Source organism: Porphyrobacter sp. CACIAM 03H1 (assembly GCF_002215495.1).
In the GTDB taxonomy this organism is placed as follows: domain Bacteria; phylum Pseudomonadota; class Alphaproteobacteria; order Sphingomonadales; family Sphingomonadaceae; genus Erythrobacter.
Genome location: NZ_CP021378.1, coordinates 3,178,659 through 3,192,109 on the forward strand (window position 1 = coordinate 3,178,659; position 13,451 = coordinate 3,192,109).

The 13,451-nt window shown below is 66.9% G+C and carries 9 protein-coding genes; 5 read left to right on the plus strand and 4 right to left on the minus strand.

The features are described 5' to 3' along the window. A partial coding sequence (locus CBR61_RS15060; RefSeq protein ID WP_172836020.1) for a transposase occupies positions 1-725 on the minus strand: 725 nt, incomplete at its 3' end. A 130-nt stretch (positions 726-855) separates the two neighbouring features. Between CBR61_RS15060 and CBR61_RS15065 the strand changes: the two genes are divergently transcribed. Next, positions 856-1,440, plus strand: coding sequence for a hypothetical protein (locus CBR61_RS15065; RefSeq protein ID WP_088915114.1), 585 nt, complete (start codon positions 856-858; stop codon positions 1,438-1,440). Between the two features lie 449 nt (positions 1,441-1,889). Here the strand turns inward: CBR61_RS15065 and CBR61_RS15070 are convergent, their stop codons facing one another. Genes CBR61_RS15070 through CBR61_RS15080 form a run of 3 tightly spaced genes read right to left on the minus strand, consistent with a single transcriptional unit; the run spans position 1,890 to position 6,935 of the window. Continuing rightward, positions 1,890-3,968: a glycoside hydrolase family 97 protein gene (locus CBR61_RS15070; RefSeq protein WP_088915115.1), complete on the minus strand. Its 2,079-nt coding sequence runs from the start codon at positions 3,966-3,968 to the stop codon at positions 1,890-1,892. A gap of 28 nt (positions 3,969-3,996) precedes the next feature. Further along, on the minus strand, positions 3,997-5,358 hold the full coding sequence (locus tag CBR61_RS15075; protein ID WP_088915657.1) for an alpha-amylase family glycosyl hydrolase: 1,362 nt from the start codon (positions 5,356-5,358) through the stop codon (positions 3,997-3,999). Then, positions 5,358-6,935, minus strand: a complete 1,578-nt coding sequence (locus CBR61_RS15080; protein ID WP_088915116.1) for an MFS transporter — start codon at positions 6,933-6,935, stop codon at positions 5,358-5,360. The genes CBR61_RS15075 and CBR61_RS15080 overlap by 1 nt, the downstream gene beginning before the upstream one ends. Before the next feature lie 310 nt (positions 6,936-7,245). Between CBR61_RS15080 and CBR61_RS15085 the strand changes: the two genes are divergently transcribed. Genes CBR61_RS15085 through CBR61_RS15100 form a run of 4 tightly spaced genes read left to right on the plus strand, consistent with a single transcriptional unit; the run spans position 7,246 to position 13,298 of the window. Further along, on the plus strand, positions 7,246-9,087 hold the full coding sequence (locus CBR61_RS15085; protein ID WP_088915117.1) for an alpha-amylase family glycosyl hydrolase: 1,842 nt from the start codon (positions 7,246-7,248) through the stop codon (positions 9,085-9,087). After that, positions 9,087-10,739: an alpha-glucosidase gene (locus CBR61_RS15090; protein WP_088915118.1), complete on the plus strand. Its 1,653-nt coding sequence runs from the start codon at positions 9,087-9,089 to the stop codon at positions 10,737-10,739. The genes CBR61_RS15085 and CBR61_RS15090 overlap by 1 nt, the downstream gene beginning before the upstream one ends. Positions 10,740-10,749: 10 nt before the next feature. Further along, positions 10,750-11,781 (plus strand): LacI family DNA-binding transcriptional regulator, encoded by a 1,032-nt coding sequence (locus CBR61_RS15095; protein WP_088915119.1) that lies wholly within the window; start codon positions 10,750-10,752, stop codon positions 11,779-11,781. After that, a complete protein-coding gene (locus tag CBR61_RS15100; protein ID WP_088915120.1) occupies positions 11,778-13,298 on the plus strand; it encodes a tryptophan halogenase family protein in 1,521 nt (506 codons plus the stop codon). Before CBR61_RS15095 ends, CBR61_RS15100 begins: the two co-directional genes overlap by 4 nt. Positions 13,299-13,451: the final 153 nt, after the last annotated feature.

Consider the following 13,451-nt stretch of genomic DNA (forward strand, 5'->3'; position numbering starts at 1 on the left):
AGGATGGCGGTGGTCGCCTCGACATCAACGATCACCGCGTTCTGGAGATCGATAAGGTAGTTGGTGGCATAGGCGAAGAAGGCGCGCTCGCGGCTTGCCGCAGTCCAGCGCGCGGCCGGATCGGCCACCGCCAACTGCTTGGGCGGGACTGGGGTTGCTCCGCCGAAGGCGGCATCATCAAGCACGGCCATGTACTCGCGAACGGCATGGCTGGTGGCTGGATCGGGCAGTCCATCGGCCTTATCGACGGCATGCTGGCGGTTCACATCGGCGCGCACGAGGCTGCCATCGACCGCGAAGCCTTCGCCGCCGACCAGCCCCTCGGCAATGCAGCGCGCCACGGTCGTCTCGAACAGCTGGCGCAGCAGATCACTGTCGCGGAAGCGCCCGTGCCGGTTCTTCGAGAAGGTCGAGTGATCGGGCACATCCCCTTCCAGCCCAAGGCGGCAGAACCAGCGATAGGCGAGGTTGGCATGGACCTCCTCGCACAGCCGCCGCTCGGAGCGGATGCCCATGCAATAGCCGATGATCAGCATCCGGATCATCAGCTCGGGATCGACCGAGGGCCGACCGGTCGCACTATAGAAAGGCCGCAAATGTTCGCGAATGCCCGACAGGTCAACGAACCGGTCGATCGAGCGCAGCAGGTGATCCGCCGGCACATGCCGTTCCAGGTTGAAGCTGTAGAACAGCGCCTCCTGCGCCACCGTCCGCTCGCCCATCATCCCGACATCTCCGCTTGCCTGCAGAGACATAGAATCAATACTTTAGCGCCATTGCAAGGTCGAGTTTTTCAACACAATCGGGTGGATTGCTGCCATTGACCCATTCGATGCAGGCGGGAAGTATGTGCCGATGCTCGAAGCCAATCCGAAGGCCCGTGCCGACCTGAAGCCGGGCACCCTTTATGCCCTCCTCGGTGAACAGGAGTGGGTCTACTACGGCCAAGTCACGACGGACAAAGCCGTAGGCTTCTTCCGGCGCAGGGATCGTGAAGTCGCTGTCATTGAAACGATTGTCACCTCACCGATTATGTCGATCGTGTCAGTGCTTTATCCATCGATCACCCGAGCTCTTCGCTCCGGTCGATGGCAGAAGCTTGGACGTTGTGAGCTTGTGCCCGATCTCCAGAGAGGTCGGCGTGTGGTGCAATGGCCTGTAGGAACACTTACGGTTACGATCTGGGATCAGGGGGGCACGGGCACCGAAACCCGCGTAGATGATCCTGCTATTCAGGACCTGGAAGTCATGGCTGGCTGGGACGCCGAACAGCACATCCCTTCCCGACTAACAGCTGACTTCGGGCAAGAGGTGGCGGAATGGCACGTGGGCGGTTCCGTCTGGAGAGAGCGAAAGGTAAAGGAGGAACTGGCGAGGCGGAACCCTGAAGCGCCTTGGCATCAGCTACCAACGGGTTGGGTGCCGACTGTCGCCTCCTAAGGGTTCGTGATCTGTCCACAATGGGGTCGTTTCCCGAATGTCTGCTTTCGTCCGCGAGAAGGCTCAAGCTTCCGTTCGCTTACGCGTCTCCCCGGACTTGATCCGGGGAGACGCTGCCTTCTTCCCGGTCCGTAAGAAATGAAAGAGGGATCCCGGGTTAGGCCCGGGAAGGCGGGGTGTCTGGCCAAGTTTCCTACACCCCTGCCCGCCGCTACAACGCGCCCGGCTCTTTCCCATTGTTCTGTCCGGCCTTCGAGGCCCTTGGGCGGCCGGGGCGCGAAGCAAGGCCCCGTTCCCCTGTCCGTCCGCTTCGGAAACCAGGGATAATCTGCCTGTAAATCATATCGAATAATGGAAGGCGCAAAGCGGACAGGGTGTCCGCTTTGTCCGCTTTGCAGGCCTTGTCCGCCCCTCCACCACTGCGTGGTCCCCTCCCCTTGAGGGGAGGGTCACTTCACCGGGATGAAGCGCACCGCGACGCCGCCCGAGGCCGCAAGCCGCACATCGAAGGTCTCGCCCCCGGTCACGACCTTCTCCTCGATCACGATGTCATAGGGATTGTAGTCCCAGTGGGCGTGCGCCCCGTCGCGGTAGACCTGCGCGCGGTACCGCTTGCCCTTTTCGAGGAAGGAGAGCGGCAGCGACAGGTCGCGCGGGTTCTCGTCCGTCACCGCGCCGAGGAACCATTCCTTCGACTTCTGGCCCTGCCGCGCCATCGCCACGAACTGCCCGACTTCGCCCTGGAGCGCGATCGACTGTTCCCAGTCGGCTTCGACATCCTTGATGAACTGGAAGGCGTCCATGCGCTTCTCGTAGTTCTCGGGAAGGTCGGCGGCCATCTGGAGCGGCGAGTAGATCGTCACATAGGTAGCGAGCTGCTTGGCGAGCGTCGTCTGCGGGCGGTTCTTGGGGTCGCCGCGCGGCATGTCGGGGCGCACCGGCGGGCGCTCGTTGGGCCTGAGGTCGAAAATCCCCGGCGTGTAGTCGAAGGGCCCCGCCAGCAGCGCGGTGAAGGCCAGCATCGCCTCGTGGCTCGGCGGGTTGGGCGGCGAGCCCCAGGCGTTGAACTCCATGCCGCGGGCGCCCTCGCGGGTCATCCAGTTGGGATAGGTGCGGCGCAGGCCCGTGTCCTTGACCGGCTCGTGCGTGTCCATCGCGATCCGCCGTTCGGCCGCCGCCTTGATCACCGTCATGTGGTGGTCGATCATCCGCTGGCTGTCGTAGTATTCGTAGTGGCGGATGCCCTTGTCATCGACCCACACCGCATCGCCTGCGTCCGAGACATAGCCCGACTTCACGTAGTTCGAGCCGATCTTCCGGACGAGATCGAGCCCGGCTTCGAGCTGCTTCTCGTAGTTCGTGAGGTTGGCCGAGGTCTCGTGGTGGACGATGATCTGCACGCCCTTGGCGGCGGCATACTTGCTGAGGGCCTCGATATCGTAATCGGGATAGGGCTCGGTGAAGCTGAAGAGGTCGCCGTTGTTGAACCAGTCGCCGTCCCAGCCCTTGTTCCAGCCTTCGACCAGCACGCCGGAAAAGCCGTGCTTGGCCGCAAAGTCGATATAGCGCTTCGTCTCCTCGGTCGTGGCGCCGTGATAGCGGTCGGACGCCCAGGTGCGGTCGTTGATGTGCATCGCCCACCAGATGCCGATATACTTGCCGGGCTTGGCATAGGAGACATCGCCGAGCGCGTTGGGCTCGTTCAGGTTGAGGATGATGTCGGAGTTGATCAGGCCGACCGCATCCCGCGCGACCTGGATGGTGCGCCAGGGGGACTTGAAGGGGGCCTTGGTCTTCACCTTCGGCCCGCCCGCCCAGTTCCTCAGGTTCGCCTGGAAATTGCCCGGGCGCAGCTGGTCGAGCGACATCGAGGAATAGTCGATCAGCGCCGCCTCGTGGATCGCCATGTGAATGCCGTCGGGGGTGCGGAAGGTGGACGGCGTGTGCGCATCGTCGACCTCGCCGGCGGGGGCGATGCGGTAGATGTATTCGTTGCGGTTGAATTCGTCCGAGGGAGTGTACCACATGGTCGTCTTGTCGCCGACCGCGAACTGGGTCAGCTCCTCGACGATGGCGATATCCCCCTGCAAGGCGGGCTGTTCGGCCAGCTCGTAGCGGAAGCCGATGCCGGTATCGAAAGCGCGGAAGCGCACGGTGATGTCGCGCGCGGGGCCATCGGTTTCGGTGCGGAAGGTCACCGCGAGTTCGTTGTGCTGGTCGCGCACCAGACGGCGCTCGCCCCAGGGCTGCTCCCAGGTCGTGTCCTTGCTGGCGCGGGTCTGCCCGGCGATAGCGAGGCCGCGCTCGAACCCGTGGTGTTCGGCGAACAGCATCCCGAGCTTGGAAGGCGCGATCACCTGCTTGCCTTCGAAGGCGACGGCATAGGTCGCCTGGCCCCCGTCGTCGCTGACGGTGACGGTGATCTTCCCGTCGGGCGAGGCGAGCGTCAGGGTCTCGGCCTGTGCCGGGGCGGCCGCCGCCCAGGCGATGGCGGCCAGCGCCACGAGGGGTTTCCAGTGCTTCGTCATGCGTCCTCTCCCGCGCCGTGGCGGCGCCTCACTTGGTCTCGGTGTAGATGCGGTAGCCCCATGCGGGCAGATCGAGGCTCTCGCCGCCCGCGAAGCTCGCGGGCGCGCCGGTCAGCGCGTCGATGTAGCGGCCGTGGTGGCGCGCCTTGTCGAAGGTCAGAGTGTGGCCGCGCGGGCTGAGGTTGAAGACGGCGAACACCCGCTCGCCTGCCGCCCCGCGGGTGAAGGCGAAGACATCGGCGCTCGTGCTGGTCGGCACCTCGACGAGCGGCGCCCCGAAGCGCCCGTTATGGAGCGCCGGATGCGCGGTCTTGAGCGCGACGAGCTTGCGGAACAGGTCCGCGTGCCGGCCTTCCTTCCACACGATCGGATCACGCTCGAAGAACTCCAGCTGGCGGTCGTTGTCCGCCTCCTGCCCGTTGTAGATCAGCGGGAGGCCCGGGCCCACGAAGGAGAGCGCGATGGCGGCTTCATAGGCCGGGCCGTAGATCTGGGCCGCGACCCCGTCCCACGAATTCTGGTCGTGGTTCTCGGTATAGACCATGCGCATCGCGGCATGGGGCCACGTTTCGGACTTGCCCGCGTAGTAGCCGCGCATCGGCCCCGCGCCCTCGCCGCTTTTCACGAGGCGCTGCATCGCCTCCTTCCAGCCCCAGCCATAGGTCGCATCGAAGGCGCGGGCGTGGAGATCGCGCTGCTCCCATTCGGCGAGCATGAAGACGGGCTTCACCTTTTCGAGTTCGGCGCGGGCGGTTTCCCAGAAGTCGGTCGGGACATAGCCCGCAACGTCCGCCCGGTAGCCGTCGATCCCGAATTCGCGCACCCAGTGGACGAGGCTCTCGGTCATGTAGCGGCGCAGGCCGGGCTGGCTGTAGTCGAAGTCCGCGACGTCCGACCAGTCGGTGCCCGCGGGGCTCATCAGCGCGCCTTCGGGGGTGCGGGTGTACCATTCGGGGTGGCTCACCGTGAGCGGATTGTCGTAGGCCGAATGGTTGGCGACCCAGTCGAGGATCACCTTGAGGCCCAGCCGGTGGGCTTCGGCGACAAAGGCGCGGAACTCGGCCTCGGTGCCGAGCTCGGGATTGACTGCGCGGTAGTCGCGCACCGCATAGGGGCTGCCGAGGCTGCCCTTGCGGTTGACCTCGCCGATCGGGTGGATCGGCATCAGCCAGATGATGTCGACCCCCATCGCGGCGAGACGCGGAAGCTGCTTTTGCGCCGCCTTGAAGGTCCCTTCCGTCGTGAACTGGCGGGTGTTCATCTGGTAGAGAACCGCATCGCGGGTCCACTCGGCGTTCTCCACCGCGACCACATCGCGGGGGGTGTAGTCCGGCTCGGCCAGCGCCGGGGCGGCCAGCGCGCAGGCCGCAAGAGCAAGAGCCAGCCGCATCACGCCGCCTCCGCCTGCAGCGCCGGAGCGCCCGCCGCATCGCCATCGGCCACGAACAGCGTCGCCACCGCCGCCAGCACGAAGCTCGCCGCCGCGATTGCCATTGCGTAGATCGCTCCGCCGCCGAACAGGTTGATCAGCAGGAACCCGAGCAGCGTCGAGGCGAGCAGCTGCGGCACCACGATGAAGATGTTGAACACCCCCATGTAGATGCCCATTTTTTCTTGCGGCACGCAGCCTGCAAGGATCGCATAGGGCATCGACACGATCGAGGCCCAGGCGATGCCGATCCCGATCTGCGGGACCCACAGCAGCGCCGGCTCGCGCACCAGCAGCACCGCGGCAAACCCCGCCGCACCCAGCAGCAGGTTGATCGCGTGGAGGCGGCAGCGGTCGATCCGCGCGGCGATCAGCACGAAGCCGAGCGCTGCGGCGGCGGCAAGGCCGTTCCGCACCGATCCCATCAGGCTCCACCAGTCGGCCCCGTCCTGATAGGCGGCGCTCGCCGCGTCGGCCGCGCCGAAGTGATACTCGGTGACGCCCGGGGTCCCGTAGATCCACAGGGCGAACATCCCGAACCAGCTGAAGAACTGCACCACGGCAAGCTGGCGCATGGTGCGGGGCATGGCGAAAAGGTCGCTCACCACCTCCATGAACCCGCTGCTCTCGCGCCCCTGACCGCGCAGCACGCTTGCGACCAGCTGGATCACGCCGAAGCCGGCGACCAGCGCGGCGAGAACGTAGATGTCCTTGGCGACCTCAATCGTGCCGAGGAAGGCCGGGCGCGGCTCCGAACGGGCGAAGGCAACCAGCGCGGCGAGGATCGCGCCCGCGATCACCCACACGACCCCGCCGCGGGCGAACTGCGCGGCGCTGCGCTGCACCGCGTGATGCACTGCGCTGCGCCCGGCCCCGCGCGCCGCCTCGAACCGGGCGAGCTCCTCCGGTGAGTATTCCTTCGTCGTGAACACCGTCCAGCACACCGCCGCCAGCAGCGCCGCGCCGCCGATGTAGAAGGCCCATTGCACCGTCTCGGGGATCATGCCCTCGGGCGCGGTGTTGGCGAGGCCCAGCCAGTTGGTCATCACCCACGGCAGCGCGCCTGCGATCACTGCGCCGGTACCGATGAAAAAGCTCTGCATCGCATAGCCCATCGTCCGTTGCCGGTCGGGCAGGTTGTCGCCGACGAAGGCGCGGAACGGCTCCATCGTGATGTTGAGCGAGGCGTCCATCACCCACAGCATTCCCGCCGCGACCCACAATGCGGGCGCGTTGGGCATGACGAAAAGCGCGAGACTGGCGAGGATCGCGCCGACGAGGAAATAGGGACGGCGGCGACCGAGCGGGCCCCAGGTCTTGTCCGAAAGGTGCCCGATGATCGGCTGCACGATCAGGCCCGTCATCGGCGCCGCGATCCACAGGATCGCAAGCTCGCCGACATCGGCTCCCAGGGTCTGGAAGATGCGGCTGACATTGCCGTTCTGGAGCTCGAATCCGATCTGGATCCCGAGGAATCCGAAGCTCATGTTCCAGATCTGGCCCGCGTTCAGCGCCGGCTTGTGACCGCTTTCGATCATGGTCGTCCCATCCCTCTCCCCGCCGCTGCGGCCACTGGCGCGTGACGCGGCTTGCGACAGCGCCTATGCTTCGCGGCTCTGCCGGCCGGTGATGCTGCGCGCTGTCGGTGACAGTCTGGACGCGCTGCAAAAATTTGCAAGAAACTTTCCCTCAATTGGCCGCAAAAATCGTCTGAGGCAGCACACTGACGCACTTTTCCCGATAAATTAGAGGGCATTGTGTCACATTTCGGATGGTCGCAAAGCGCGTCACAAAGATTTGCAAAAACTCTCCCGAGATGTCACAACCGCCGCGAGAGGGAGTTGGGTCATGACGCGAATCTTCGTGAGCCTGGCGGCTGTGCTGTGTGCGCAGACCGCCCTAACGGGCGCACCGGCACGGGCCGAGACACCGGCGGCACCGGCGCCGATCGCCGATCGCCAGCTGGAAGACGAGATCATCTATTTCGTCCTGCCCGACCGTTTCGCCAACGGCGATCCGGCGAATGACAAGGGCGGCCTTTCGGGCGGCCCCTTCCAGCACGGCTTCGATCCTACCCACAAGGGCTTCTACCACGGCGGCGACCTCAAGGGCCTGACCGCCAAGCTCGACTACATCCAGGGCATGGGCGTCACCGCGATCTGGTTCGCGCCGATCTTCAAGAACAAGCCCGTGCAGGGCAAACCGGGCGAGGAAAGCGCGGGCTATCACGGCTACTGGGTGACCGATTTCACCAGCGTCGACCCGCATTTCGGCACCAATGCCGAGTTCAAGGCCTTCGTCGATGCCGCCCACGCGCGCGGGATGAAGGTCTACATGGACATCATCACCAACCACACCGCCGACGTGATCGGCTATGCCGAAGGCGAAGCGAACGGCTACCGCTATCGCAGCAAGGGCGAATACCCCTTCTCGCGCCGCGGCGGCCCCGATGGCGCGCCGATCAACGCAGGCTTCGCGGGCGACGACAACCCCGATCCGGCCAACTGGGCCAAGCTCACCGATCCGACCTTCGCCTATACGCCGGTGGTGCCCGAGGCCGAGAAGAACGTGAAGGTCCCGGCGTGGCTCAATGACGTCACGCTCTACCACAACCGCGGCAATTCGCACTGGATCGGCGAGAGCAGCGTCTACGGCGATTTCTCGGGCCTCGACGATCTCGCCACCGAGCATCCCCGCGTCGTTGCGGGCATGATCGAGGTGTTCGGCGACTGGATCGACAATTACGGGATCGACGGTTTCCGCATCGACACCGCCAAGCACGTGAACCCCGGGTTCTGGCAGGCCTTCGTCCCCGCCATGCTGGCGCGCGCCAAGGCCAAGGGGATCGATCACTTCCACATCTTCGGCGAGATCGCCTACGAGGAGCCCACCGCCACCCTCGCCGCGCAGGTGATGGCCGAAAGCGGCCTGCCCTACGCGCTCGACATGGGCTTCGCCAAGGCGGCGCAGATGGTCGCCAGCGGCAAGAGCCCGCCGCGGCTGATGGCCGAGTTCCTCCAGCAGGACGCGATCTATCCCGGCGGGGCGAAAACCGCGACCGGCCTGCCGACCTTCCTCGGCAACCACGATTTCGGGCGCTTTTCGATGTTCGTGCGGCAGATGAGCGGAGCGGACGATCCGGCAAAGCTCCTCGCCCGGGTCAGGCTCGGCCATGCGATGATGTTCCTGCTGCGCGGGGTGCCGACCGTCTATTACGGCGACGAGCAGGGTTTCATCTCCGACGGCAACGACCAGCTTGCGCGCGAGGACATGTTCCCGAGCAAGGTCGCGGTCTACAACGACAACCGGCTGATCGGGACGAAGGCGACCACTGCCGAGGACAATTTCGATCCCGCCCATCCGCTCTACCGCCTGATCGCCGAGCTTTCCGCCGCCCGCACCGCCAGCCCGGCGCTGCGTCGGGGGCTGAGCGAGGTGCGCGCCTTCGCGGAGGAGGCCTCCGGCCTGCTCGCAGTCGAGCGCCACGATCCCGAAACCGGACAGCGTGTTCTGACGGTGTTCAACACCGGCGAAAGGCCACTTTCGCAAAGCATCGAGGTCAGCTACGCGGCGCGCGGCGTGACGCCGCTCGTCGGTCAGTGCCCCGCCGCGCTCGCCGCGCCGGGCGCGGTCAAGGTGACGCTGCCCCCCTTCGGCTTTGCCGCCTGCATTCTGGAGACCGACGACTGATGGCGACCGCAATTGCCGCCGATGCCGCAACCGCCGCCAGCCCGCTCGCCTGGTGGCGCGGCGCGGTCATCTACCAGATCTACCCGCGCTCCTTCCGCGACACCAACGGCGACGGGATCGGCGACCTTGCCGGCATCGCCGAGGGGCTCGACTACATCGCCGGCCTCGGCGTGGACGGCATCTGGATCAGCCCCTTCTTCACCTCGCCGATGAAGGATTTCGGCTACGACGTGGCCGATTACTGCGGGATCGACCCGAGCTTCGGCACCTTCGCCGATTTCGACCGGGTGGTGGAGAAGGCCCATGCCCTCGGCCTCAAGGTCATCATCGACCAGGTCTATTCGCACACCTCGGACGAACACGCCTGGTTCAAGGAGAGCCGGCAGGACCGCACCAACCCCAAGGCCGACTGGTATGTCTGGGCCGATCCCAAGCCCGACGGCTCGCCGCCGTCGAACTGGCAATCGGTGTTCGGCGGCTCGGCGTGGCAGTGGGACGGGCCGCGGAAGCAGTATTACCTGCACAACTTCCTGACCTCGCAGCCCGATCTCAACGTCCACAACCGCGACGTACAGGACGCGCTGCTCGATGTGGCGCGGTTCTGGCTCGCGCGGGGCGTCGACGGGTTCCGGCTCGATGCGCTCAACTTCTCGATGCATGACCCCGACCTGCGCGACAATCCGCCCTCGGGCCTGCCGATGGAGCTGGTGACGCGGCCCTTCGACATGCAGGTCAAGCGCTACAACCAGTCGCACCCCGACATCGTCGCCTTCCTCGAGCGCATCCGCCAGACGCTCGACGAATTCCCCGGCCGCTTCACCGTCGCCGAGGTCGGCGGGCCGGAGCCGCTGGCGGAGATGAAGGCCTTCACCGAAGGCGGCAAGCGGCTCGATTCCGCCTACAACTTCGACTTCCTCTATGCCCCGCGCCTCACCGCGCCGCTGGTGCGCGCCTCGCTCCAGCAGTGGAGCGGCGAGGACGGCGAGGGCTGGCCCTCCTGGGCCTTCTCGAACCACGATGCGCCGCGCGCGGTGACCCGCTGGACGCTGGACGGCGACATGGCGCGCGCGAGCCGGCTCAACCTGCTGTTGCTGCTCAGCCTTCGCGGCAATCCGATCATCTACCAGGGCGAGGAACTGGGCCTGCCGCAGGGCGAGGTCGCCTTCGAGGACCTGCAGGACCCCGAGGCGATCGCCAACTGGCCGCATACCCTCGGCCGCGACGGCGCGCGCACGCCGATGCCGTGGCAGGCGGGCGCGCCGCAGGCGGGCTTCTCGAACGCCAACCGCACCTGGCTGAAGCTCGATCCCGTCCACACCGGCTTCGCCGTCGACCGGCAGGCGGCCGACCCAGCCTCGACCCTCGCCTATGCGCAGCGCCTGCTGGCGGCGCGGCGGGAGCATCCGGCGCTCGCCATCGGCGGGATCACGCTGCTCGACAGCCCGGCGGACATCCTCGCCTTCCTGCGCGAGGACGAACAGGGCCGCGTGCTGTGCGTCTTCAACCTCGGCGAGGCACCCGGCGACTGGAGCCCGCCCGCCGGGCTCGGCCCGCTCGCCTTGATCGCGACCGAAAGCCATGTCGGCCCCGGCGCCGTGCCCGAGGCCCTCGCCCCGGGCACCGGCTACTGGGCGCGGGTGGCGGGCGGCTGAGGGACGGGGGATGGCCGACAATCCGCCCCTCTCCTCGCGGCGCAGCGCCACGCTCGAGGACATCGCGCGCGAGGCCGGGGTGTCGATCTCGACCGTCAGCCGCGCATTGAACGACAGCCCCTCGGTCAAGCGGCGCACCAAGCAGCAGATCTGGCAGATCGCCCGCGCCCACGACTACGAGTTCCGCGCCTCGATGCCGAGCGGCCCGATCGGTGCCGACGCGACGCTCGCGGTGGTCGTCCCCGCCCCGCAGGCGCGCGACAGCCGGGTGGCGGACCCCTTCTTCCTCGAGCTGCTGGCGGGGATCGCCGAGGCCGCGCGCGAGCGCAACGCCGACCTGATCATCAGCCACCTTTCCCCCCGCGCCGGCGGCGATCTCGACTATGCGATGAGCACCAGCCGCGCGACGGGCGTGATCTTCATCGGCCAGTCCTCGCTCCACCACGAATTCAACGCGCTGGCGGCGCGCGACAACCGCTTCGTGGTGTGGGGGGCGGAATTCCCCGACGCGCAATATTGCGTGATCGGGTCGGACAACCTCGCCGGCGGCCGGCGCGCGACGGCGCACCTCGCGCGGCTCGGACGGCGGCGCATCCTGTTCCTGGGCGACACCGAGGCGCCCGAGGCCGAACAACGCATCCGCGGCTATCGCCAGGCGCTCGAACAGGCGGGGATCGCGCCCGACGACGATCTCATCCTGCCCGCCCATTTCGAGGTCCACTCCGCCGAGGCCGCGGTCCGGAGCGCGCTGGCAAGGGGCCTCAGGTTCGACGCGATCTTTGCGGCTTCCGACCTCATCGCCATCGGCGCGATCCGGGCGTTGACCCGCTCGGGGATGCGCGTGCCCGAGGATGTCTCGGTGGTCGGCTACGACAACATCCCCGCCGCCCGCCTCGTCACCCCGCAGCTCACCACCATCGATCAGGACGCGAACCTGGCCGGGCGGATGCTGGTCTCCAAGCTGATCGACAAGGGCGACGGCCCGGCGATCTCGCAGCGGCTTGAAACGAGCCTCCTGATCCGCGAGAGTTGCGGCGGATGACCGGACAGAGCGCGCCCCTATCGAGCATCGTCATCGTCGGCGGCGGCAGCGCCGGGTGGATGACAGCCGCCGCGCTCGCGGACGCGGTGGGGCGTTCCTGCGCGATCACCCTGATCGAAAGCGAGGCGATCGGCACCGTGGGCGTAGGCGAGGCGACCATCCCCCCCATCCGCCACTTCAACAAGCGCCTCGGCATCGACGAGGCGACCTTCGTGCGCGAGACGCAAGGGTCCTACAAACTCGGGATCGAGTTCATCGACTGGGGGCGGCAGGGACACCGCTACTTCCACCCCTTCGGCCAGTATGGCGCCGAATTCGACAGCGTGCCCTTCTACCACCACTGGATGCACGAGCATCTGGCGGGGCGGGTGGATGGCCCGATCGACGATTTCTCGATGTGCTGGGCGATGGCGAAGGCGGGGAAGTTCAGCCACCCCTCGCCCGATCGGCGGTTGATCCAGTCGACCTTCGACTATGCCTACCACTTCGACGCGGGGCTCTACGCCGCCTTCCTGCGGCGTTATGCGGAAAGCCGGGGCGTGACGCGCATCGAGGGCAAGGTCGTCGACGTTGCCCTGCGCGGCGAGGACGGGTTCATCGAGAGCGTGACGCTCGACAATGGCGAGCAGATCGCAGGCCAGTTCTTCATCGATTGCAGCGGCTTCCGCGGCCTGTTGATCGAAGATGCGCTGCACGCCGGCTACGACAACTGGCAGGCCTGGCTGCCCTGCGACCGCGCTGTGGCCGTCCCGTGCGAGCGCGGCGAGTTCACCCCCTACACCCGTTCCACCGCGCGCGAGGCGGGGTGGCAATGGCGCATCCCGCTCCAGCACCGCACCGGCAACGGCTACGTCCATTGCTGCGAGTTTATCTCCGAGGACGAGGCGGCCGCGACCCTGCTCGCCAACCTCGACGGAATGGCGCTGGCCGACCCGCGGCCCCTGCGCTTCGTGACGGGTAAGCGCCGCAAGTTCTGGGAGAAGAACTGCGTCGCCATCGGGCTGTCGGCGGGGTTCATGGAGCCGCTGGAATCGACCAGCCTCCACCTCATCCAGTACGGCATCCTGCGGCTCATCGCGCTGCTGCCCGACGCCGCCATATCGCCCCTGCTGGCGCGTGAATACAATGCCCAAACGTCTAGGGAATACGAGCTGATCCGGGATTTCCTTATCCTGCACTACAAGGCCACCACCCGCGACGATTCCGAGCTGTGGCGCTACTGCGCGGCCATGCCGATCCCCGACAGCCTGCAATACAAGATCGACCATTTCCGCGAGGCCGGGATGCTGGTCGCCGACGGGCAGGAACTGTTCGCGAACCCGAGCTGGATCGCCGTCTATCTCGGCCAGGGAATCGTCCCCCGTCAGGCCCCGGCGCTGGCCGCGATGCGGACCGGGGTGCCGGTCGCGGAGCGCTTCAGGCAGATCCGGCAGGCGATGGACGAGGCGGTCGCCGCCATGCCGTCGCACGGCGATTTCATCGCCCGCCACTGCCCCGCCCCGCCGCTCGCCGCCTGATTTCACCCCCCGAGCACGCGCGCATGCCGTGACAACGGCAGGGCGACGGCTGCGCGATGACCGTACGAAGACAGCGCCTCGCCCCTCCCCGAAAACGAAAGGGCCCGCCATTGCTGGCGGGCCCTCCCTGAAACCCTCGTGCGACCCGAGGGG